The sequence below is a fragment of the Aliidiomarina minuta genome (assembly GCF_003987145.1).
Classification (GTDB): domain Bacteria; phylum Pseudomonadota; class Gammaproteobacteria; order Enterobacterales; family Alteromonadaceae; genus Aliidiomarina; species Aliidiomarina minuta.
On sequence record NZ_PIPL01000001.1, the window covers coordinates 152,116 to 173,052 of the forward strand.

Here is a 20,937-nt window from a genome sequence, read left to right on the forward strand (position 1 = left end):
CCGCGTTTGAAGTATTCGGTTTATACGTTTGTTTTTATGGGGATCGCCAGCTCCGCTGTTGCGGTACAAGCGCAAACACAGCAATTTCAGATTCAGGATGCAGAGGGGAATTTATTATCCGGGGCTGTTATTACAGCTTCGGTTCCTCAGCCTGTCGAAAATACAACCAACAGTACTTATGAGGTAGTGCAACGCGAACGTCAATTTGACCCTCAGGTACTGCTTATCAATCAGGGCGACCTGGTTTACTTTCCGAACCATGACCGTATTCGCCATCATGTCTATTCATTTTCTGAAGCCCGTACTTTTGAATTTGAACTCTATGGTGGTGATGTTTCGCCAAATATGGATTTCCCTGAACCCGGCCTTGTGGTGCTGGGCTGTAATATCCATGATGACATGGTCGCTTACATTGTGATTAATGACGGCGGCCCCGCGGTGATGACAGACGAGCTGGGTGAAGCGACTTTGCAAACCGGTGGTATTACCCGGTTTGATATCTGGCATCCCTGGTTACTGGAGCAGGGACAGTCGAAGGTAACTCTGGAAACCAGTGATTATGAGGGCACTATTTCTGTGCAATTGCCGGTTACCGAACCGGAAAAAGAGGAAGAAAGTGAGCTTGAAAGCAGATTCCGACGGTTTGGCGAATGAAATTTAGTCTGACTCAGCGCCTGACTGGTGTGTTGATTGGGGTTTTGGTCTTGACTCTGACAACTATTAGCCTGGCTACTGTGGTGGCTACTTCGCAAAGCACCGAGCGCACTTTGCAGCGTGAACTGGCAGTTAGTGAACGCGTATTATATAGCCTGTTGCATCAACGTGGTCAGCAGCTAGTGCAAGCGGCCAGTGTGCTGGCCGATGATTTTGGCTTCCGCCAGGCGGTTGCGAGCGATGATGAAGACACCATAGTATCGGCGTTGTCAAATCATGGGCGTCGCATCGACTCCGACCTTATGGTGCTGTTTTCTCCATCCGGAGAGGTCTCTATCAGTACCCATGAATTACCTGATATTGAAAACATTGCCGCTGGTGATGTTGGTTTTGTGGAATCGGAAGGGAATACTTATCAATTAGTGGTCGTACCGGTGCGGGCTCCTCATTTAATGGCCTGGGTCGGGCTGGGATTTGTTGTTGATCAGGAGCTGGCGGCACAACTGAAAGGATTAACAAATGCCGATGTAACCTTCCTTAGCGATCAGGAAAATACAGAGATTTATGCTTCTACGTTAGCAGTTAATCTGCAGCACGACCTGCTGGCTGCATTGCAGAATGAGGCCCTGGCTGATGATTGGTATGAGTCTCAGGGGCTACGTGGTCAGCGATTATCTCTGGACGGACCGGTTGAGGTTTTACTCAGTGTTTCGTATCAGGCCGCTCAGGGACCTTTTCGGGTATTACGACAGCAATTGATACTGGTTATCGTAGTGACCTTACTGGTTTCTTTGCTGATCGGTAGCTTGTGGGGCCGACGTATCGTTAAACCGCTTAAAAAGCTAGCGTTGGCTGCACAACAAATCGCTCAGGGACGTTACGACACGAGCATTAAGGTTAGTGGTAATGATGAACTGGCGCAATTGGGTAATAGTTTTCAAAAAATGCAAGAAGCGATCGCTGAACGTGAGCAGCATATTTCTTATCAGCTTTATCATGACACTGTTACTGATTTGCCGAATCGCCGTTTGTTGGCGCGGGAGACAGAAAACAGAGCTAAGGCTGGTGAGTCCTTTCAGTTGGCGGTGCTGACTATAACTAACTTTAAACAATTAAACGATACGTTCGGGCAGGATGTCTGCGAGCAGTTGTTGAAACAGGTTAAAGTGCGTTTACTGAGGGTTAGTGACAACTTTTGGCTGGCCAGCCTGAGTGAGGATAAATTTGTTCTGCTGACAACTGAATGTACCAGTGAAACAGAATATTTTCAGTTACTGGAGTGCTTGAAAACACCTTTTGAATACGCACAGGCTTCTTATTTCCTGAGTTTTGCACTGGGGATTAGTGAGTCACCAGAGCATGCAATTGAGCTCGATCACCTGTTACGCCAGGCTCATATTGCTTTGATGAGAATCAGCCGCGAACACCACAATATTGGGTTTTATCAGGCGGGTGAAGATGAGTATCACATGCGTCAGCTAGCCATTTCTGGTGCGCTGAAAGATGCGATTAAACTTAATCAGTTTAGTCTGGTGTACCAACCTCAGTTGGATTTAGAAGCAGGGCAAGTAGTTGCCGTAGAAGCTCTTATTCGCTGGCAGCATCATGAATTGGGTTTTATCGGGCCGGACGAATTTATTCCGCTGGCCGAACAATCCGGTGACATTCAGGCGTTAACGCGCTGGGTATTACAGGAAGCCATGAGCCAGGCGGCTGAGTGGCAGGAGCAGGGACTAGAATTGCGTATTGCAATTAATTTATCGGCGGCAGACTTATTGGACAGTAGTCTGGTGAATTACATTCAGGCGTTATTAGCCGACTGTAAACTCAGCCCCCGCCACTTATTACTTGAAGTGACAGAAAGCGCTGTGATTGAAAATCCAGAGAAAGCTCAACGCAGCCTTCAGCAATTAAGAGATGCGGGTATGCATCTGGCAATCGATGATTACGGTACCGGTTATTCGTCACTGGCTCAGTTGCGCGCTTTACCTGTTACTGAGTTGAAAATTGATAAATCGTTCGTCATGCAGTTGGATAGTAGTGTTGATGATCAAACGATAGTGTCTTCTACCATTGAGCTTGCCCATCGACTGGGCCTTAAAGTCGTGGCTGAGGGGGTGGAAAATAAAGCAAGCTGGCGCTTGTTGCAGGAGTACGGCTGTGACCTGCTGCAGGGTTATTATATCGCCAGGCCCTTACCTGAGGATCAGGTTCTCTCCTGGATAACATCTCTGGATATATCATCCATTTCTCCAGCAAATAAGTATAGATATAAGACCAAATAAGGAATGTTATGAAATACATACTGATAGCTTTGTTATTAGCTAGCTTCATGAGCACCGCTCAGGCTACAGGAGGGCGTCTGCTGGCAACTGGCGGAGTAACTACTGTAGAAGGCTCATCGGGCGGTGGTATTGTGCCCTGGGCGACGTTAAGCGGGTATGCTGAAGATGATGAAGTATCAGCAATCGCAACTTTATCTGCGCTGCACCTTGATGATTTTGATCTAAAAGTTGCAGCCGCCTCGGTTAATTTTTACAACCGTTTAGAACTCTCAGTCGCACAGCAGGACTTTAATCTGACTACGCTGGGTGCCGGAGAAATCAGACAGCAGGTATTCGGTGCAAAGTATCGCATTGTTGGCGATCTCATTTACGGTAAGCTGCCGCAGTTTGCTATGGGCATACAATACAAACGCAACCGTGATTTTGCTGTGCCGCAAAGCATTGGTAGTCAGCATGACGATGACTTTGATATTTATCTGGCTGCTAGCCGAGCTTGGTTAAATGGCCCTTTTAACCGGACCTGGGTAGCTTCACTTACAGCGCGTGCGACCAGAGCCAATCAAATGGGCTTACTTGGTTTTGGCGGTGATGCTAATAATAGTCATGAAGTGATGATAGAAGGTTCGCTGGGAATCTTCCTGAATCGGTCTGTTGTGGTAGGGGTTGAATATCGTCAGAAGCCGGATAATCTTGCTGCAGTGGAGGAAGATGACTGGATGGATGTCTTTGTAGCCTGGTTTCCCAGTAAATCGGTAAGTTTGACAGCTGGATGGGCTGATCTTGGAGATATCGCGGGCTTCACCAGTCAGAGCGGAGCTTACATGAGCATTCAGGCGTCATTTTAAGGAATTTGAATATGAAATTATTAACTGCATTGGCGCTTCTTTTTGCGCTAAGTATAAGTGTACCAGCTCAGGCAGATGACTCGTTATACCAAGACTTAGGTGAACGCCAGGGAATTGAACAACTGATGCAGGATATGTTGTTGTTTATTGCCGATGACAGACGTATAGCCCACCATTTTCGGGATACAGATATTGCTGAATTGCATCAGCAACTCAGTGATCAGTTATGTGATATCACGGGTGGTCCTTGTGTTTATGAGGGAGAGGAAATGCTGGAGTCACATAAAGGTTTGGAGATCAGCCGCGCTGATTTTAATGCCTTAGTGGAAAGCCTGCAGTTGGCATTTGATGAAAATGGCACTCCGGTATCTGCTCAAAACCGATTGCTGGCGCTACTGGCTGAAATGCACGGCGATATAGTAAACCGGTAGGGCAGGATTTTGCGGTAGGGCAGGCCATGCCTGCCGTGCAGACCCAGAGGTATATAACCGAATGTGGTATTCAGGCATGGTGCATACGGAGCGCTACCACGGCAGGTAAAACCTGCCCTACGGGAGCATTCTGATTTGGTGGTAGGGCAGGCCATGCCTGCCGTCCAGACCCAGAGGTATATAACCGAATGTGGTATTCAGGCATGGTGCATACGGAGCGCTACCACGGCAGGTAAAACCTGCCCTACGGGAGCATTCTGATTTTGCGGTAGGGCAGGCCGTGCCTGCCGTGCAAAGCTTAAACGTTAAAGCGGAAGTGAATAACATCACCGTCTTTAACGATATACTCTTTACCTTCCAGACGCCATTTGCCGGCGTCTTTAGCACCCTGCTCGCCATTATTGTCAATAAAATCATCATAACCGACGATTTCAGCGCGGATAAAGCCTTTTTCAAAATCGGTATGGATTCTACCTGCCGCCTGCGGTGCTGTGCTATTCACCGGGGTCGTCCACGCCCGCACTTCTTTTTCCCCGGCAGTGAAGTAGGTATGCAGGTTCAGAAGTTCGTAGCCGGCGCGAATTACGCGATTTAAACCGGGTTCTTCAAGCCCCATTTCACTTAAAAATTCTTCTTTGTCTTCATCGTCCAGCTCAGAAATCTCGGATTCAATAGCGGCACAGACAGGCACGACAATGGCATTTTCGCGACTAGCAATTTCATGTACCTGATCCAGGTAAGGGTTATCAGTAAATCCATCTTCACTGACATTACAGATATACATGGTTGGCTTTAGTGTGAGCAGGTTATAAGAACGAATGGTTTTACGCTCATCGTCACTTAACTCCACTGAGCGGGCCATGCGGCCCTCTTCCAGTGCAGGTAGTAGCTTCTCCAGCACTGTCATTTCAGTTTTCGCCTGCTTATCGCCGCCTTTGGCTTTTTTGCTCAATCGATAGACCGATTTTTCGACGGAATCCAGATCGGCAAGAGCCAGTTCTGTATTGATAGTATCTATGTCTTCATAAGGGTTTACTTTGCCAGCAACGTGAACAATATTGTCATCGTCAAAGCAGCGCACAACGTGCCCGATAGCGTCGGTTTCACGGATGTTAGCCAGAAACTTATTACCCAGGCCTTCGCCTTGCGAAGCGCCTTTTACCAGACCTGCAATATCCACGAACTCCATGGTTGTAGGAATGGTTTTCTGTGGTTTCACAATAGCACTCAGGGCCGCCAGACGCTGGTCAGGTACTGGTACCACGCCTGTATTGGGTTCGATGGTACAAAATGGAAAGTTTGCGGCATCGATACCGGCTTTGGTCAGTGCATTAAAGAGGGTGGATTTACCCACATTAGGTAAACCAACAATACCGCATTTAAAACCCATAATTATACCTGCTATTCTGCTTTGATGGAGTGTAAGTACTGCTTTGCAGCCGGGTAGCCATCGCTCAGCACTATATCAATGCTACGAGCGGCTTCATCGACGATATCGTCCATAAGTTGCTGCTCTTTTTGCGGTGCTTTACCCAGCACATAGCCGGTTACTTTATCTTTGTGCCCTGGATGGCCTATGCCTATCCGTAAACGGTGAAAGCTGTTATCACCACCCAGTGCTGAAATTATGTCTTTTAGCCCATTATGGCCGCCATGGCCGCCACCTGTTTTGTATTTGGCAACTCCGGGGGGTAAATCCAGTTCATCATGCACAACTAAGATTTCATCCGCTTCAATTTTAAAAAAGTTGACTATGGCAGCTACGGACTTGCCGCTGCGATTCATGAAAGTCAGGGGAATAAGAAGTCGGGTATCCGGATTGGGCATACTCATGCGGGCAGACAGCCCGAAGAATTTACTATCACTGGCCAGGTTAAGATTGTGTCGGCGAGCGACAGCCTCAACCAGCCAGGCACCCGCGTTATGTCGGGTGTGCTGATATTCGGGGCCTGGATTGGCCAGGCCCACGATTAGTTTCAGGTTTGCAGTCAAAATGGCATTCCTGATCCAGTTGCTTACTCTTTGTCGTCGCTGTCGTTTTCACCATCAGTTGCAGGCGCTTCTGGCGCTGCACTGGATGCTTCTTCTTCAGCTTCAACTTCAGCTTCAGTTTTCTGAGCTGAGATAGTGACTATAACCTGGTCGTGATCTTCACCTTTAGTCAGCTCAAGCAAAGTAACGCCTTTAGGCAACTTAAGGTCCGTCAGGTGAACGTTATCACCAACTTCCAGGCCTTCCACGTCAACTTCCAGGTACTCTGGTAAGTCTTTTGGTAAACATGCAATTTCTACGTCGTTCATATGGTGAACTACAACACCACCGGTTTTCTTAATGCCTTCTTCATTCAGGAAGTGCAATGGAATGTTGGTGTGCAACTCTTCTTTCGCGCTAACGCGTTGGAAATCAAGATGAACCAGCTTAGGCTTGTACGGGTGACGTTGCATATCTTTAACGATAGCCTGTTCTTTTTTGCCACCAATGTTCAGCGTCAGGATATGTGAATAAAAGCCTTCGTGGTCGGCTGTGTTATTCACTTTATCGTGGTCCAGAGTCAGTGCTACAGCTTCTTTGCCAGCACCATATAGTACAGCTGGAACTTTACCTTCATGACGCAGGCGGCGGCTCGCACCTTTACCTGAATCATGACGGAGTTCAGCATTTAAGGTATATAGATCATCAGACATGATGTTTCTCCAATAGAGATAATGTGTGCTGGCAACCGCGACCAGAAGCCAGCTCGATCCCCTGATTTCAGGGGCGGCGAATGATACCACTGGAAAGGGTTAAAAACAATGCTCAGCTTTACACACAAGGTAGCGTTATGGCATCTTCATAACCTATGAATACTGCTCATGCTGCATGGTACACACTTCCGCTTTTTATACTCTGCCTGCTGGTCCTGATTAGCATCCTGCTTTCTACTCTTAAAACAGGTATTTCGCCGATGCCAAGTTCCGGTAAAGCGCGGCGGGAGATTTTACAACAGTTATTCGACAGGCTACCGGATTCTAAGCAAACCATGGTTGATCTGGGCTCAGGCTGGGGGCACCTGGTGATTCCTTTAGCCCGGCGTTTTCCTCAGCATGAGGTGATAGGTTATGAATTATCCTGGTTTCCCTGGTTAGCTAATCTGACAGTTAAATACCTGTTACGACTGGATAATCTGACATTATACCGGCGTGACTTTCTGCGATCTGACTTAGCAACAGCGAGCGTTATGGTCTGTTACCTGGTGCCTCAGAGTATGCATGCGCTGGAACAAAAATTAAAAGCTGATGAGCTGGAAGTACCGTTGTTACTTAGCCATTACTTTGCATTGCCTTCTTTTAAATCTCAGACTGTGGTTTATTTAGATGACTGGTACCGCACACCTGTTTATGTGTATGAGCGTCTTACCACATAAGGTCATCCGGAATTTGGTAATCTTTGTACGGATCTTCTTCATCCGGTTGCTGTTGGTCAGGGCTGGCCACAAAAATCACGGCATCGGCAAAACGCTCTGCCACTTTATCTGCAATATTTTTCGGTACTACTACGTAGCCACTTTGATGCGCGCAGATTGCCAGGTTACCGTTCGCCAGGTGTTTCTGGATCTCGTCGTTGACATAAATAGCTTTTACTTTGTTGGTTCTGGGATCGGCGAAGTTAAAACGGATCTCGCCCTCCAGCGTTAATTGGTGTTGCTGCAGCATTTGCGTAGCCTGAGCCTGTAACGCTTTAGCATCTTCTTCCGCCTTGCGTTGGCGGTTCAGCTCACGATCACGCTCTGCTCGTTCAGTTTGCTGTTGCTGTACACGCAGCTTCTCTTCAGATACCTGAGTAACGCCTTTTTTTACCTTCTGTTTTTTTTGTTTGCGTTTCTCCTGTTGCAGTTTTTTCACTTTTTTGTCGTCCACCAGGCCTGCGCCAAGCAGCTGGTCGGCCAGAGATTTACTCATGTTAGCGATTCTCATTTTTCAAATAGAAGCAGTTTGCCATTGTAGCAGTTGTGGCAAAGGATAAAAGTAGTGGTAAGTCAATCCCTTAGTTCATTTTAAGAAATTAACAATTGCTATACACAATTAATTTTAATACAAATGGGTGGGTATGCTTTTATTCTTTTAATAATAATAATAATCAGGAGCAACTCATGATGAAAACTTTAAGTACAACTTTGGCGTTGGCCACCCTACTGGTTTCGGGTAGCGCTTTGTCGGTAGAACGTGCTGAGGACTGTGTGTTATTAGAGCAAAGGGCCCCGGTGGAATTGGAGTTAGAGACGGGCAATGGTTACGCAAACTGCTTTCGGATAACAGATATTGAAGAAGAGGTGGAGCTGCATATTACAGCTATGTCAGAAACTGACTATAAACACCAGGTTAAAGTCTATGAACTCAACCCCGGCTCGCGTGTTGAGGCGCTTGGTACTTATGAGTCTAATGATAAGTCTGTGACTCAGGTTGCGGTTCCTAAGACTGACAAAGATCTTGCATTTAGCATTGTCCCAACCTCTTCACAATCGACCAATAAAAGCCTTAAAGTCCATTATCTGCATATGGGCGAGAGTCCGCAGGTGATAGTAGAGATGTATGAAATTTTCTAAGGAATACAGGGAAAGGCTCTGAAGGAGCCTTTCCCTGTTCTGTCTATATTTAAAATCCGCTTAACTGCCGCTACTGACCGCCCGTGCAATACGGTCGCCGATGTCTTTATCAATGTTACGCCAGTATTTAAATGCTCTTTCCAGCACAGGGCCTGAAACACCAGCTTTAAGATGTCCTGCGACATTATTAACTAGTCGTTCCCGTTCATCATCATTCATGACCTGCCGGATTAATGCCCGAGGCTGACTGTAATCATCGTCATCACGGCGTAAGGTATACGCCTGACGTACCATTTCACCGCTAGTTGACCAGGTCTCTGCATTGGGATAACGGTTTGGATCTGCTTGTGGTCCGCCTTTCGAATTTGGCGCATAAACGGGGTCAGCCACATTCTGCACCCGCATAGCGCCGTCTTTACTGTAACTGTGTAGCGGGCATTGCGGAGCATTTACGGGAATCTGTTTGTAGTTCACGCCGAGGCGGGCCCGATGCGCGTCAGCGTATGCGAAAATGCGCGCTAGTAACATTTTATCCGGGCTGACACCAATGCCCGGAACCAGATTATTAGGTTCAAAGGCGGCCTGTTCAATTTCGGTATGAAAATCCGTGGGGTTACGATCCAATGTCAGTTTACCCACTTCAATTAACGGGTAGTCGCCGTGCGGCCACACTTTAGTCAGGTCAAAAGGATTAAATCGGTAGGTTTCAGCTTCTTTGAAGGGCATGATTTGGACAAACAAAGTCCAGCTTGGGTGCTCGCCCCGTTTAATGGCATCAAAAAGATCTCGAGTATGATAATCGCTATCTTCGCCTGCTATCTTTGTCGCTTCTTCCTCGGTCAGGCATTCAACGCCCTGATCGGTATGAAAGTGATATTTAATCCAGAATTTTTCACCTTCGGCATTCACCCACATATAGGTATGGCTGCCATAACCATTCATATGGCGCCAGTTTTTAGGAATGCCCCGATCCCCCATGAGCCAGGTCACCTGGTGCGCGGATTCCGGAGATAAGGTCCAGAAATCCCACTGCATATCGTGGTCTCGCAGGTTATTTGCTGCCAGACGTTTTTGTGAGCGAATAAAGTGCTGAAACTTTAAGGGGTCGCGGACAAAGAATACCGGGGTATTATTACCTACCAGATCATAATTACCTTCGGGGGTATAAAACTTAAGTGCAAAACCACGGGGATCGCGCCAGGTATCCGGGCTACCTCGTTCGCCAGCAACCGTGGAGAAGCGTTGCAGTACATCGGTTTTAGTTCCGGGTTGAAAGGGTGCGGCTTTGGTGTAGGCGCTTACGTCAGCGGTGACCTCAAAGCGTCCAAAGGCACCTGCTCCTTTTGCATGGGGTTGCCTTTCAGGAATACGTTCGCGATTAAACTGCGCCATCTGCTCGATCAGGTAGTGATCATGCAAGACTATAGGACCATCTGGCCCCACAGTTAATGAGTGCTCGTCGCTGGATACCGGAATACCCGCATCTGTGGTAGTTGGTTTTTGCTTATAGTCTGACATCTTCAGGCTCCTTCAACGTATTGGCATAAGGTTAAAGGTAGTTAGAAGAGTTATATGGCGCAAACTATGGTGGCAATGCGGGCGCATTACCACCTCGTCCAGAGTTCCCGTTTAGAGCGAGGTTAACCAGCCATGACGGTCTTCGGCTTTACCCCATTGAATGTCGTTCAGAGCCTGGCGCAGTTTAACTGTTGTTTTGCCTGTATGGCCGTCGCCCACCCGATGCTCTTTGCCGTTGTATATTAAAGTTCCAACCGGAGCCAGAACAGCGGCAGTACCCGACAGTGCCGCTTCGGTTCCTGGCTTAGCGGCCCGCTCCAGGAGCTCTTCGATGCTCAGTTCGCGCTCTGATACCTGCATGCCCATGTCCCGGGCCAAAGTCAGAATAGAGTCGCGGGTTACTCCATGTAGAAAAGTGCTATCCAGTGCTTTAGTAATAATTTCATTACCATCAATTAACAAGAAGTTAGCAGCTCCGGTTTCCTGAACATCGCCACCAGGACAAAATAAAACCTGATCTGCCTGCACGGAAGCGCGGGCTTTGAGAATTGGCTGCAGTGCGCTGGCGTAGTTACCCCCACTTTTAACCATGCCCATATGAGCTGCACAACGTGAAGCATTTTCTTCCAGTAGTAAACGCAGCGTTGTGTCACCACCAGAGAAATAATTGCCTACTGGTGATAGCAACACATAAAGCATAGATTCCAGTGTAGGTGCGGCCGCTTTGCCAATAGCAGCTTCGGTACCTATATGAGTAGGCCGGATATACATTGACCCTGGAGGTGCTGGTACTTCTGCAGCAAAGCGGGCGACGATATCAACAATCATCTGTTGTAGTACTTCTGCGTTGACCTCAGGCAGACTGAGTAACTGGCTGCTTTGGATCATGCGCTCAATGTTGCGGTCCATGCGGAAAAAGTTAATGGAACCGTCTTCATGACGGAAGGCTTTTAAGCCTTCAAAACAGGTACTGGAATAATGTAATACATGCGCTCCTGGATGCAGGCTAATACTGTCAGAGCTTACAATTTCTGGGCGACTCCAGCCGGATTCATCGAATTTTGCCAGCGTCATTTCTGGCATGAAAGCTTTACCAAAGACTGCCATATTGGTTTCCTGCTTCTTATAGTTTTGCTCTCAACCTTGTGGCTGAGGGCTGAATTTGAGTGACCAGAGTTTAAATGGGAGAGCCCGGCACAGCAAATAGAATTAACATTTACTCCGCTTTCAGGGTGTATAGCATAACTTCCAACGGGAAATGGTCACGGAGCGATAGCGTAGAAAAATGTGATGATAAAGTAAGGGGAGTAAAAAAGGAGAACGGAGGCATATAAGGTATGCCTCCGTCTTTGTATATAAACTTAGTCGTTGTAACCTACCTGAAGTGAGTTTTCGACAGAATTCACGCCATCTACTTCACGGGCTTCGTTTTCAGCAAGCTCGATGTGATCCTCTGATTCGACAGTGCCGCTTAAATGAACGACCCCATCATTTGTTTCCACACTAATATTAGCGTTGCTAAGGTCATCGTGGCTAAAAATAGCGGCTCTGACCTGGGCTGTGACCACGCTATCATCGATGTATTCACCTGCCTGCTCTGCTCGATCCTGAGCAAACTCAGCCGTATCACGAGCGGTGTCTTCTGCTCTGTCAGTATCGGCATCCCCACAGGCGGAAAACGCAAAAATGGATAGCACTACTAAGCTACTGTTGCGAAGGAAATTTAAATATTTCATTGCCTGGCTCCTGTTAATTGGATAATTGTTAATAAGTACAATATATAATGTAGTTTATTAAACAAATACTTGAACCCTCTTTACGGTTGTTTTTCGTTAACTTTCCAACACATTATTAAAGCAGCGTTTTACACTGCCTTTACTCGGAATATACTGCATGACTTAAAGCCAGTGAATAGAATGGGGGAAACTGAAGTATGGAAGATTTGCTAAAATGATAACCTTGGTTTATTTGCTTTTCGTGATAGCTGCTGTGGGTGAATTTTTTTTGTTTGGTATGCAGCGAACACTATTGGCTATCGCTTATCGCAGAAAAGTAGACGGACAGTATCTTTGCCGTCAGTTACTGCCTGAGTGGTTCAGGTACATATGGGGTGTGCGAGGACTGCAGTTGCTATTACTGCTATTTATAATGCTTCTGAGTGGATGGAAAACGGCATTTTATACGCTTTGTGTCACTTTGCTTTTATCTTCCTTCCTACCGGTTCCTTTCACTCGTTATTATTCAGATATATTCCACAGACAGGCACGTCGGGTGCGAGTTAAAGACGAAGCGGCGGGTAGAGAATTAAAAGTAATACTTAAATCCGAAGGTATTTAAGCGGAATCTTTTAACTGGGATCCCTAAAGGCTTCGCTTTTGTTATCCTGACGCAGGAGCTGTGAGAATCTATCCACGCTCTTTATTGGCTCACGCAATTTGTTAGCACAGATTGCTTTTCAGGAGAACAGAATGACTAAAGTGTTACTCATAACAGGTGCCTCTAGCGGGATAGGTAAAGCAACTGCACGTAAAGCTGCGGGAGAGGGGCTTAAACTGATATTAACGGCGCGTCGACAGGAATTGCTGGATGAGCTGGTCGCTGAGTTTGGTGACGAAAATGCGCTTGCGGTTGCGGCGGATATCACTGACTTTGAACAGTTACAAAAGGTCGTTCAGAAGGGTGTTGAGAAGTTTGGACGACTGGATGTTACTTTTGCTAATGCGGGTATGGGGGCTTCTGTAGCGGGTACCGAAGAAGGTGACCCAAAAGAATGGAAGCGCATGATAGACCTCAATATTAATGCGCTGCTTTACACGGCCAAACTGACTTTACCGCACCTGCGTAAAACAACAGGGCATTTTATTATGACGGGGTCGGCAGCGGGTCGTATTACTTTGAAAGGTTCTGTTTATGGGGCTAGTAAATGGTTTGTGCACGGTTTCGCGAATAACCTGGCGGAAGAAATGAAAAGCTGGAGTGGTCGTTGTACAACGATTGCGCCGGGCATGGTGAATACGCCATTTTTTGATGAGCCAAAACCAGATAAGCTCGATCCTGATGATGTTGCAGATGCGGTAATGCATGCTATCAATGCTAATCCGCGTAATTGCGTTCGTGAAATATTCCTGATGCCTGCCTATTCAGGCGATTAATTTTGTTCCGTGACTGGGGCTGGTGAATGCAAAACTTAATACTAAATAAAACAGGTAAAGTCGTTTTACCCGTTTCACTCTTACTTTTACTCGCTGCCTGCAGCGGTGCGACTGAGGTTTCTCTGGCTAACCTGGTTAATCAGGAATATTCCCTGGACGGACGTACAGTGCTTACTAAGGGGGTAGTGAGAACTTTTGAAGAACCGCGCCACTACTGGATTGAAGATGAGCAACTGAATAGAGTGTCTATAGAGCCTGATGCTGCGGTGAGAGACTTAGTTGGCGAGCGGGTTGAAGTCAGCGGTCGCTTTACTGTGAGCAGGGAGCAGGGGCGGGTAATACAGGCACAGAGGGTGACACTCCTAAGCAACTGAAGTGTTAAGCAACTGAAGTCTGACTATACTAAGTAGAAACCTTTAACCAGGAGTTTTCTTTATGGCGGGTGGTTGGTCGCGTGATGGCGCTGTACAGGATCAAATTGATGCCAGTGTCGAAGACAGTGTAAAGCGGGCGCGCAGTCGCATGCCAGCAGGCGAAAGCTTTACTCATTGTGAAGAGTGTGGTGAAGCGATTCCTGAAGCACGGCGTAAAGCCGTGCCAGGAGTGCGCTTTTGTATTGAATGTCAGAGCGAGTTGGATAAAGAAGAGTCCGCAGCAGCTGGCTTTAATCGCCGGGGCAGTAAAGACAGCCAACTGCGTTAATCACTAAGTTTATATTGGCGAGCCGGGTGGCATCGCTGCTGGCTGAAAATCATCCATCCAGCTTCCTTCCTGCAATACATGCTCAATGCGTCGCGCCAGGTAACGCATATAGCCTGGTTCAGTCGCATCAGAGCTCTGCTCATTCAACCAGCTATGCAGTTTGTCCAGTTCCATTTCTGCCTGAGCCCGAACTTCGGGAGCTATTTCACTTCCTATATTGAGTTGAGCCAGGTGATACAGAGTCAGGTAGGCAACACGTTGTGTAATTGCATCAGCCGAATCGCGCAGCGGATGCACTGTGGTTTCGCTCAGTAGCTGAAGTAATTTGGCAGGCGATAAAATGTTGCTATCCTGCTCATGCTGCCAGCGCAACCGGTTCAGACGTTGTGGGTGTAGCAACAGACTCAGGGTGTGTTGAGCACTGGCTTCAGCGATGGTTACAGGATCGCTGATCAGGCCCATACGAGACTGGAAATCTTCGCGGCTAACCGCAGAACCATAGGCTTTAGGCACCAGCAGTTGTTCAATATTCTGCGGCAGATGCAGAAAGCTGGTTTGCAGCGTTTGTAATAATGTGTCGACCGCATAACGCTGTTGTTCGCCATTAACTGGATGATAATCAGAGGTGTCGTCACCTTGCAGATAATAACGATAATGCATACCCGCTACCTGCTTAACGGCGGCTTCGGCTTGATAGCGATGCAACAGATACATAGGCACCAGCACCTGTTCTAACTCATCGAGTGGACGCCCTTCAGCCAGATTATGCCGGCCAAACTGTTGCAATACTTTTTGCCGTACTTCAAAAAGGCGACTGAGCTCTGCGGTGGCATCTTCACCATTGTCCCAAAGGTGTGCGTGAGGATGAGCTCCCCCGACAGGTCGGGCATCACGATCCGAGATAAAGGCATAGTTTTGTTCTGCAGCATTCTCAAGTAGTGATGCCAGCCCCTGCTGTTCTGCTTCGCTGGATGCAAACTGACTGTAACCATAGGCTATGGTGAATTTATCCCAGCGGCCCATACCTTTACTGTAAGCCTCACTTAAGCTCAGCTCGCCGTCGTCATTGATGGTAACCAGCGGGTGCGGGTAGTCCATAACGGAAGCTCGATCCTGGGGATTGGCAGCAAAATTGTGGGCAATGCCTAAGGTATGGCCTATTTCATGGGCCGATAGCTGTCGAATCCGGTTCAGTGCCATTTCCTGAATATCTGCAAGCAGGCTTTCGGTGTCTTTATCGGTAGTATAAGGAGCGAGTAAGCCTTCAGCCAGTTTCATATCCTGGCGCACACGTAAGGAGCCCAGGGAAACATGACCTTTCAGAATTTCTCCAGTACGAGGATCAGCTACCGAGTAGCCATAAGACCAACCCCGGGTTGCTCGGTGTACCCACTGGATAATGTTGTAGCGTACATCCATAGGATCTGCATCTGCGGGCAGGTCGCGTACGACAAAGGCGTCTTCAAATCCAATAGCCGTGAAGGCATCATTCCACCAGCGTGCTCCGTCCAGTAAAGCTGTACGCACGGGTTCAGGTACCCCTGGATCGAGGTAATAAACTATAGGTTCAACGGCTTCGCTGGATGCAGCTTGCGGATTCTTTTTCTGCAGTCGGTGACGGGCAATAAAACGATGATCCATGCTTTCCTGCAACGGCGCTGCGTAATCCTGAAAACCGCGCGCATAATAACCGCTGTTGGGATGAAAAGCCCTGGGCTGATAATCATCGTCAGGTAACTGTATAAATGAATGATGCAAATGTACTGTGATAGCAGAAGGGTCTGGAGTCACTGAGCGCACATAGGGGCCTGCGTTGTTACCCGTGAAGGTCACCCGGGCTTCTAACTCAGTGTTTTCAGGAAAGGCCCGCATGCGCTCAGGCCATAAAACTGAGCGTGACTCATCAGGCTGAAAGTCGCCTTCGTCCAGACTCTGAAGTCGCTGGCGAATATTGTGAATATCGGTGTATAGAAAAGGGGTGTAGTTGATAAGCACATAATCTGAGTTATTGGCCGCCACTTCAAAACCAAATAAGACGGATTCAGCGAAGGCTTCCTGCACGCTGTCACGTTCAGCCTGATTGTCAGTTAGCGCCTGATACTGGGTGTTTTTTTCGTTAAGCAGCACTCGGTTGCCGTGCACACTGAACTGCGCTAAGCGGGTTTTACCCAGCTGGCCACGGTCCAGCCCTAAGTCGTTTGAGCCAATACCACGAGGCAGGCTGCTCTGGAAAATAAAAGGTGCTGTATTACGCGGGACCTGAAGATATACTTTATCTTCAGTGCTGTCATAAAAGAAATCGTAATAGCCTTTATGTGCTTGCATATCCTCAGTAAATTCGGCTATCGAGCTGGCATTTGCCACAGAAAAACTGAGCAGGACAAGCACAGAGGCCAGCCTGAATAGTGCTGTTAATAGTTTCATGAATAACTCCGGATGCTTAACTTCAACGAGAACTCTAATCTCAACCCTGCTGTATTTTTTCTGTTAGTTCAAGTATTTATCTGGTTATAAAATTCCTAGTCCGACTCACGGTCCTGAGGAGGATCTGCCTCAACAGTAAAGCGGGTCAGGCCAATTAGCTGACCCGAGTCAGTTACTACCCGAACCTGCCAGTTACCTTCCGCCTGGGTGGGGAAGTTAAGCTTGTGGGTCCAGGCCCGGTAGCCTTCATCACGACCGCCGATGATATCCAGGGTGATGCGATCCACTTCTTTGCCATTCAATAGCCATAGGTGATGAATGCGTTCATTCAGGCCGCGCGGTGCACGGACCGCTGTCCAGGCAAAGAGTCCCTGTTGGTGAAGGCTGGCATTGTCGATATGCTGAATGTCCTGCCCTGGAGTTCGCTGTTCACGATCCATTTGCTGAGACAAACTGATATCTGTGAGGCGAAGGGCGGCAGGAGGGATCCAGCTGCGTACTTGCCAGGTGCCGGTCGCCATGATCGTTAGCATTAACGTGATCAGGGGTAACCGCCATCGGCGACCGTTGGGCAAAAATCCTTTTAAGCTGGGCAAACTGAACAGCAAGGCAAGGACTAATGCCAGGAGCAGACTTTGCCCGGTATTCAGATTAAGCAGAAGCGGGTTGACGACCAGTAACACAGCGAAAAGCGTCAGCGCGTGAAAAGCTACAAACAGCCCACGTTTTGGAGCCAGCCAATTGTAATAAATAGGGTCAATCAGCGAAATAAGCGCGCAACTAAGTAGTAAAATAGTAAATATCACCTGGCCGTGATCCCAGGTGGTGGCAGCGATAAAAAAAGGAAGGGTAAAAAAGAGGCTTTCCTGATGCACCATTTGCGTTGCGAAACGCATGACAGCGGGGGCATTTTAAAACCAAAACGCTTAATAATACCGGCCCGTAACCAGCGTTCCAGAATTAACCAGACCCAGCTAGCCAGCATTAGCAAGGCTATTATCTGAGCCAGCGATTCGTTGCGTTCTACCAGTAAAAAGCTGGCTAGTCCGGATGCGAAACCAAAAGCTGCCATCAATCCAGGATGATTTTGAATAAGCCTGGCCAGACGTATAATCAGCTTTAACAACGCGGCTTTAATAGAATTCATGAAAATTTGCTCCAGAGACCCTCATGGGGTAGCTTAACCTGAATTGCCCGTGCACAGTGCCTGGAGTATACCTTCTGCAGACATGAAGCCATTATCCATGTATAGAAATCCATGTATAGAAAACCTGAGGCTTACTAAGCATTCCTATGAACAGCAGTCTATTGATAATGCTTGTGCCTGTTACGGTGCTGGGCATAGTAACCTTTTTACCGCTCTGGCGTCTTGAAGCCTGGTGGATTCGAATACTCGATTTTCCGCGCCTGCAACTTTTTTTTCTGGCTTTCGCCGTATTCGCTCTGCAGCTGATGTTACTACAGACAGATAGTTATGCCAGCTGGGGATTGTTGATTTTCAGCTTAATCTGCGTTTTGTATCAGAGTTGGTGGATCCTGCCGTACTCGCCTTTGTACAAAAAAGAGGTGGCGTTTTCGGATCAGGGGGCTGGCGATGAGGCACTTTCTCTGATGATAGCGAATGTACTGACGCCTAATCGTAATGCAAAAGATCTGATTGCTATGCTGCATGAGCATAAACCGGACCTACTGGTGACTCTGGAATCAGACGATTGGTGGCAGCAGCAATTAGCAGTTATTGAAGATGATTATACCTATAGTGTTAAGTGCCCGTTAGACAACCTTTATGGTATGCATCTGTATTCAAAGTTGCCGTTGTCAGAAATCTCGGTTGAGTTTTTAGTAGAAAAGGATGTGCCTTCTATTCATGTTTTGATTGAAATGTCCTCAGGGCGTCAGGTACAGGCTCACTTTTTACATCCGGCTCCTCCAGGCCCCACCGAAAATGAGGAGTCGTCAGAGCGGGATGCTGAACTGGTGATGGTGGCCAGACGGGTGCAGAATAGCCAATTACCTGTCATTGTCAGCGGCGATCTCAATGATGTGGCCTGGTCTGAAACCACTCGTCTATTTCGTAAAGTCAGTGGATTACTGGACCCCCGGGTAGGGCGTGGCATGTTTAATAGCTTTCACGCTCAGTACTGGTTCGCTCGCTGGCCACTGGATCATCTTTTTCATAGTCAGGACTTTAATTTAAAAGGTATGCAGCGGTTGTCTGCTTTTGGTTCTGACCATTTTCCTATTCTTACGCGGCTGGTGTTAAAACCAACCGCGCAAGAAGATCAGGATGGGCTGGAAAAAAATGCGGAAGACAAGGCCTGGGCGGATGAAAAACTGAGTTAAATACCGGTCTTTTTTAATCCGTGTAGTAATAAACGCCGGTCCAGCCAGGCTTTAAAACCTTCTGGTTTATCCAGTTCCATACGTTGCAGCTGAGGCGCGTAATCTTGTTTGCCAGATCCAGCGAGCAGGGCCTGAAAAACTGTGCTCAGCTTACCTGTACGGGTCGCAGTGTCGGCTTTAAGCTGTTTCAAGGCTTTGCCTATTTTCAATTCATCGTCACTAAAGTCACAGCCAAAGGGGAAAGCTGGGAAAAGTTCTTGTTGCTGAAATTCTTGCAGACTCTGCTGGATAGCTTCCATCGTATTGTTTTTCCAGTCGTTGGGCAGTTTGAAGTCTGCGTCCACTTTGCCAGCTTCCTGTGCCTGTTTTAGAAGCTGGGGCTGGAACCTGGAGTCGGCAATGCGAATTAAAGCCAGGTAGACTTCTTCATCTGCTTTCCCGCGTAAATCGGCAATGCCGTATTCGGTGATGACAATATCGCGCAGGTGTCGGGGAATGGTGCAATGGCCATAACTGAATAAAATATTGGACTGAGTTTTTCCGCCTGAACTGCGGGTGCTTCGTAGTGTCAGTATGGAGCGGGCATCTTCCAGTTCGTGAGCCATGGCGACAAAGTTATACTGACCGCCAACCCCACTGAGCACACGGCCGTCTTCCAGTCCATCGGAAACCGCCGCGCCATCCAGCGTGCATTGCATGGCTGAATTGATAAAACGGCTGGAGATCCGCTGGGCCACCTTAAGCCTTTGATTGCCGAAGCGATGGTCATTGAGATCGTTTATATAATTCACGCTGCTCATGCAAATAAGCTGACGTTGTTCAGTGGTGAGTTGGCTTAATTTTTTATAAAAGTTACGGGGACCGAGATAAAATCCGCCATGCATCACGACTCCGTCCTGTAAACGAGGGTCCTCATTTTGTGAGGGGTCCAAAGTCCCTTCATTAATCTGTTCCTGCAATTCGGCGTCAGGATATACTTTGCGACTTAAGATGCCAGCTTCTAACAGGTAAATGAAACCATCGACCATCATCTCACTGCAACCATACAAACCTTTGCTGAAAGTGTCGGTACCGCCGTATTTCCGGGCTACTGGAAAATGTTCTGCCACTCTGAGGTTGCGATAAAGCTGTTGCCATTGTTCATTGTTCTGATGGCGTAAGCAGGCACTGTAAATTAAAGCCGCGCCGAGCGAACCAATGCCAACCTGTAAAGTGCCACCATCTTTTAACAGACTACTAGCATAGAAGCCGATCAGGTGATCCTGAGCACTAATTGGCGTTTGCGGAACTGAAAACAGTGGGTAGTGGGTGTCTGCATTGTGCAATACAAAGTCAAAAGTGGCGGTGGGCACTGCGGCGTCGCGGCCGAAGAAAGGCAATTTTTCATTGCACTCGGCGACCAGGGCTACTGGTTTATCCGGAGTTTCTGCTGCGCGCAGGTTGGCGAATAAATCTAAAGATAAATCCGGGTTACAACTGAGACTGAACTGCTCAGGATAGGTGGGGTCGTTATCGGGGGCGACCAGTTGGCCTACCACATTGACGCCCAGGGCCATTAAGTCGCGCATGGCATGGGTGTAGTTGGTGCAGATATAATTCCGTTGTTGTTCGCTGTGATTGAGAAAGTTGCCTGCCTGAAAGAAGAACTCAGAAACTTTGACGTTATCAGGTAGTTTATGGTTCAGCACATCTCTGGCGTATTCCAACTCCGGTATATCACCATACAAACGTTCTACAAAAGGGTCCATGAAACGCTTCTCCAGACCCGCAGAAGGCGCTGGCGCCAGCAGTGAAAGCGCCGTGACTATGTGTAGTTCTATGGAAGGATCTGATTTGGCCCGCTGGTACAGCGCGTTGGCAAAGTGAATAGGTTTGCCTAAGCCAAGAGGGAGCCCCAGGGTGATTTTTTTTCCGACTTTTTGAATGACCTGATCAACGCATACACTGCTTTGGGAAATTCTCTGTGGGTTGTCATCAGCCATTATGAAACTCCTTGTGTGC

Annotated in this window: 18 protein-coding genes and 2 pseudogenes; 10 read left to right on the forward strand and 10 right to left on the reverse strand. The window is 47.8% G+C overall.

Annotation, left to right across the window (positions count from 1 at the left end; translation table 11 throughout):
- The first annotated feature begins 6 nt into the window (after window positions 1–6).
- From CWE09_RS00745 to CWE09_RS00760, 4 genes are read left to right on the forward strand one after another with little or no spacing between them, the layout of a single operon-like run.
- Window positions 7–654 (forward strand): methylamine utilization protein, encoded by a 648-nt coding sequence (locus tag CWE09_RS00745; protein ID WP_126801994.1) that lies wholly within the window; start codon window positions 7–9, stop codon window positions 652–654.
- The gene (locus CWE09_RS00750) at window positions 651–2,939 is read left to right on the forward strand and encodes a putative bifunctional diguanylate cyclase/phosphodiesterase (protein ID WP_126801995.1); all 2,289 of its coding nucleotides are present in this window, start codon (window positions 651–653) and stop codon (window positions 2,937–2,939) included. Before CWE09_RS00745 ends, CWE09_RS00750 begins: the two co-directional genes overlap by 4 nt.
- An 8-nt stretch (window positions 2,940–2,947) precedes the next feature.
- The gene (locus tag CWE09_RS00755; protein WP_126801996.1) at window positions 2,948–3,784 is read left to right on the forward strand and encodes a DUF3034 family protein; all 837 of its coding nucleotides are present in this window, start codon (window positions 2,948–2,950) and stop codon (window positions 3,782–3,784) included.
- Between the two features lie 11 nt (window positions 3,785–3,795).
- A complete protein-coding gene (locus tag CWE09_RS00760; RefSeq protein WP_126801997.1) occupies window positions 3,796–4,215 on the forward strand; it encodes a group I truncated hemoglobin in 420 nt (139 codons plus the stop codon).
- Window positions 4,216–4,513: 298 nt separating this feature from the next.
- On the opposite strand, the gene ychF is transcribed toward CWE09_RS00760, so the two are convergent.
- The 3 genes from ychF to CWE09_RS00775 are packed head-to-tail and all read right to left on the reverse strand — an operon-like array spanning window position 4,514 to window position 6,899.
- Window positions 4,514–5,605 (reverse strand): redox-regulated ATPase YchF, encoded by a 1,092-nt coding sequence (gene ychF, locus CWE09_RS00765; protein WP_126801998.1) that lies wholly within the window; start codon window positions 5,603–5,605, stop codon window positions 4,514–4,516.
- 11 nt (window positions 5,606–5,616) lie between these two features.
- Window positions 5,617–6,207 (reverse strand): aminoacyl-tRNA hydrolase, encoded by a 591-nt coding sequence (pth, locus tag CWE09_RS00770; protein WP_126801999.1) that lies wholly within the window; start codon window positions 6,205–6,207, stop codon window positions 5,617–5,619.
- 23 nt (window positions 6,208–6,230) lie between these two features.
- The gene (locus tag CWE09_RS00775) at window positions 6,231–6,899 is read right to left on the reverse strand and encodes a 50S ribosomal protein L25/general stress protein Ctc (RefSeq protein WP_126802000.1); all 669 of its coding nucleotides are present in this window, start codon (window positions 6,897–6,899) and stop codon (window positions 6,231–6,233) included.
- A gap of 260 nt (window positions 6,900–7,159) precedes the next feature.
- Here CWE09_RS00775 and CWE09_RS00780 point away from each other — a divergent pair, with 260 nt between their 5' ends.
- Entirely contained in the window at window positions 7,160–7,618 is a 459-nt protein-coding gene (locus tag CWE09_RS00780) for a class I SAM-dependent methyltransferase (protein WP_241974277.1), read from the forward strand.
- Here CWE09_RS00780 and CWE09_RS00785 read toward each other — a convergent pair.
- Window positions 7,608–8,153 carry a DUF2058 domain-containing protein gene (locus tag CWE09_RS00785; RefSeq protein ID WP_157982783.1) on the reverse strand — a complete coding sequence of 182 codons (546 nt, stop codon included), beginning with the start codon at window positions 8,151–8,153 and terminating at the stop codon, window positions 7,608–7,610. The two genes, CWE09_RS00780 and CWE09_RS00785, sit on opposite strands and share 11 nt — an antisense overlap.
- Before the next feature lie 191 nt (window positions 8,154–8,344).
- Between CWE09_RS00785 and CWE09_RS00790 the strand changes: the two genes are divergently transcribed.
- A complete protein-coding gene (locus CWE09_RS00790; protein ID WP_126802003.1) occupies window positions 8,345–8,797 on the forward strand; it encodes a hypothetical protein in 453 nt (150 codons plus the stop codon).
- 60 nt (window positions 8,798–8,857) lie between these two features.
- On the opposite strand, the gene CWE09_RS00795 is transcribed toward CWE09_RS00790, so the two are convergent.
- The 3 genes and pseudogenes from CWE09_RS00795 to CWE09_RS00805 form a co-directional block, all read right to left on the reverse strand.
- Window positions 8,858–10,315 (reverse strand): catalase, encoded by a 1,458-nt coding sequence (locus tag CWE09_RS00795; RefSeq protein ID WP_126802004.1) that lies wholly within the window; start codon window positions 10,313–10,315, stop codon window positions 8,858–8,860.
- A 111-nt stretch (window positions 10,316–10,426) separates the two neighbouring features.
- Window positions 10,427–11,434 (reverse strand): annotated as a pseudogene (locus CWE09_RS00800) (branched-chain amino acid aminotransferase); the annotation flags it as partial.
- Between the two features lie 242 nt (window positions 11,435–11,676).
- Complete coding sequence (locus CWE09_RS00805; protein ID WP_126802006.1) at window positions 11,677–12,051, reverse strand: BON domain-containing protein; 375 nt, start codon at window positions 12,049–12,051, stop codon at window positions 11,677–11,679.
- 732 nt (window positions 12,052–12,783) lie between these two features.
- On the opposite strand from CWE09_RS00805, the gene CWE09_RS00810 reads away from it, so the two are divergent.
- The 3 genes from CWE09_RS00810 (at window position 12,784) to CWE09_RS00820 (ending at window position 14,169) form a co-directional block, all read left to right on the forward strand.
- Window positions 12,784–13,467: an SDR family oxidoreductase gene (locus CWE09_RS00810; RefSeq protein ID WP_126802007.1), complete on the forward strand. Its 684-nt coding sequence runs from the start codon at window positions 12,784–12,786 to the stop codon at window positions 13,465–13,467.
- Window positions 13,468–13,493: 26 nt separating this feature from the next.
- Window positions 13,494–13,841, forward strand: a complete 348-nt coding sequence (locus CWE09_RS00815; protein ID WP_126802008.1) for a hypothetical protein — start codon at window positions 13,494–13,496, stop codon at window positions 13,839–13,841.
- 61 nt (window positions 13,842–13,902) lie between these two features.
- Window positions 13,903–14,169 carry a DksA/TraR family C4-type zinc finger protein gene (locus tag CWE09_RS00820; RefSeq protein WP_126802009.1) on the forward strand — a complete coding sequence of 89 codons (267 nt, stop codon included), beginning with the start codon at window positions 13,903–13,905 and terminating at the stop codon, window positions 14,167–14,169.
- Between the two features lie 9 nt (window positions 14,170–14,178).
- On the opposite strand, the gene CWE09_RS00825 is transcribed toward CWE09_RS00820, so the two are convergent.
- On the reverse strand, window positions 14,179–16,593 hold the full coding sequence (locus CWE09_RS00825) for a zinc-dependent metalloprotease (protein ID WP_126802010.1): 2,415 nt from the start codon (window positions 16,591–16,593) through the stop codon (window positions 14,179–14,181).
- 95 nt (window positions 16,594–16,688) lie between these two features.
- Window positions 16,689–17,740: pseudogene (locus CWE09_RS00830) on the reverse strand (DUF5924 family protein).
- A 146-nt stretch (window positions 17,741–17,886) separates the two neighbouring features.
- Between CWE09_RS00830 and CWE09_RS00835 the strand changes: the two are divergent.
- Window positions 17,887–18,936 carry an endonuclease/exonuclease/phosphatase family protein gene (locus CWE09_RS00835; RefSeq protein ID WP_198679561.1) on the forward strand — a complete coding sequence of 350 codons (1,050 nt, stop codon included), beginning with the start codon at window positions 17,887–17,889 and terminating at the stop codon, window positions 18,934–18,936.
- Here the strand turns inward: CWE09_RS00835 and CWE09_RS00840 are convergent.
- A complete protein-coding gene (locus CWE09_RS00840) occupies window positions 18,933–20,918 on the reverse strand; it encodes an acetyl-CoA hydrolase/transferase C-terminal domain-containing protein (protein WP_126802011.1) in 1,986 nt (661 codons plus the stop codon). The two genes, CWE09_RS00835 and CWE09_RS00840, sit on opposite strands and share 4 nt — an antisense overlap.
- Between the last annotated feature and the right edge of the window lie 19 nt (window positions 20,919–20,937).

Coding starts and splice junctions, on each gene's coding strand:
- ychF (WP_126801998.1), bottom strand. CDS start 5,605: ATGGGTTTTAAATGCGGTATTGTTGGTTTACCTAATGTGGGTAAATCC.
- CWE09_RS00775 (WP_126802000.1), bottom strand. CDS start 6,899: ATGTCTGATGATCTATATACCTTAAATGCTGAACTCCGTCATGATTCA.
- CWE09_RS00815 (WP_126802008.1), top strand. CDS start 13,494: ATGCAAAACTTAATACTAAATAAAACAGGTAAAGTCGTTTTACCCGTT.
- CWE09_RS00755 (WP_126801996.1), top strand. CDS start 2,948: ATGAAATACATACTGATAGCTTTGTTATTAGCTAGCTTCATGAGCACC.
- CWE09_RS00750 (WP_126801995.1), top strand. CDS start 651: ATGAAATTTAGTCTGACTCAGCGCCTGACTGGTGTGTTGATTGGGGTT.
- CWE09_RS00795 (WP_126802004.1), bottom strand. CDS start 10,315: ATGTCAGACTATAAGCAAAAACCAACTACCACAGATGCGGGTATTCCG.
- CWE09_RS00790 (WP_126802003.1), top strand. CDS start 8,345: ATGATGAAAACTTTAAGTACAACTTTGGCGTTGGCCACCCTACTGGTT.
- CWE09_RS00780 (WP_241974277.1), top strand. CDS start 7,160: ATGCCAAGTTCCGGTAAAGCGCGGCGGGAGATTTTACAACAGTTATTC.
- CWE09_RS00820 (WP_126802009.1), top strand. CDS start 13,903: ATGGCGGGTGGTTGGTCGCGTGATGGCGCTGTACAGGATCAAATTGAT.
- CWE09_RS00760 (WP_126801997.1), top strand. CDS start 3,796: ATGAAATTATTAACTGCATTGGCGCTTCTTTTTGCGCTAAGTATAAGT.
- CWE09_RS00810 (WP_126802007.1), top strand. CDS start 12,784: ATGACTAAAGTGTTACTCATAACAGGTGCCTCTAGCGGGATAGGTAAA.
- CWE09_RS00785 (WP_157982783.1), bottom strand. CDS start 8,153: ATGAGTAAATCTCTGGCCGACCAGCTGCTTGGCGCAGGCCTGGTGGAC.
- CWE09_RS00835 (WP_198679561.1), top strand. CDS start 17,887: ATGAACAGCAGTCTATTGATAATGCTTGTGCCTGTTACGGTGCTGGGC.
- CWE09_RS00805 (WP_126802006.1), bottom strand. CDS start 12,051: ATGAAATATTTAAATTTCCTTCGCAACAGTAGCTTAGTAGTGCTATCC.
- CWE09_RS00840 (WP_126802011.1), bottom strand. CDS start 20,918: ATGGCTGATGACAACCCACAGAGAATTTCCCAAAGCAGTGTATGCGTT.
- CWE09_RS00825 (WP_126802010.1), bottom strand. CDS start 16,593: ATGAAACTATTAACAGCACTATTCAGGCTGGCCTCTGTGCTTGTCCTG.